The 210-nt window shown below is 38.6% G+C and carries 1 protein-coding gene; it reads left to right on the top strand.

Annotated elements, in window-relative coordinates:
- Positions 1 to 210: hypothetical protein (locus tag ACVCXO_RS00350; RefSeq protein WP_452227614.1), on the top strand; the 210-nt coding region annotated here is incomplete at both ends.

Here is a 210-nt window from a genome sequence, read left to right as displayed (position 1 = left end):
ATATTAGCACTTCAATCTTGTGGTACAGATTCTTGTGATACAGATGCAGTATTTGATGTAACTTCTGATTATGTATTTACGAACCTTGCTTCTACTTGTGGAGCTGGTGGTACTATTCTAGTTACGTATACCGTAGCTGATGATTGTGGTAATGAAACCATACTTACTGCAACGCTTACGCTTGAAGATTCTATCGGTCCTGACTTAACG

The sequence above is a fragment of the Lacinutrix sp. MEBiC02404 genome (assembly GCF_053601575.1).
Note: the sequence above shows the minus strand (reverse complement) of the source record. Positions and strands in the feature narration are given on the sequence as shown.